This is a genomic window from Microbacterium sp. CCH5-D1 (assembly GCF_001557335.1).
Taxonomy (GTDB): Bacteria; Actinomycetota; Actinomycetes; order Actinomycetales; family Microbacteriaceae; genus Microbacterium; species Microbacterium oxydans.
On record NZ_LSJW01000058.1, the window covers coordinates 1 to 208 of the forward strand.

The window sequence follows — 208 nt, forward strand, 5'->3', positions numbered from 1 at the left end:
GAAGTGGAATCGCTCGTCGCCTTCGTTGTGGGCGAGGTCATCGGCGCGAGCGCGATAGTCCTCGTCGCTGAGTCGGGAGCCGTGGCCGTTGACCCAGGGGAGCGGGTCGCGGTCGCCCTCGGTCTCGCCCTCCCAGACCTCGCGGATGATGTGATCGGCGGTGGCGTGCTCGTGCAGCGCGTCGAACAGGGCGGCCAGGGTGAAGCCC

At 69.7% G+C, this 208-nt stretch carries 1 protein-coding gene; it reads right to left on the reverse strand.

Annotated elements, in window-relative coordinates; genetic code table 11:
* The coding region (locus AX744_RS20515; protein ID WP_197429148.1) for a hypothetical protein at positions 1-208 on the reverse strand (208 nt) is incomplete at both ends.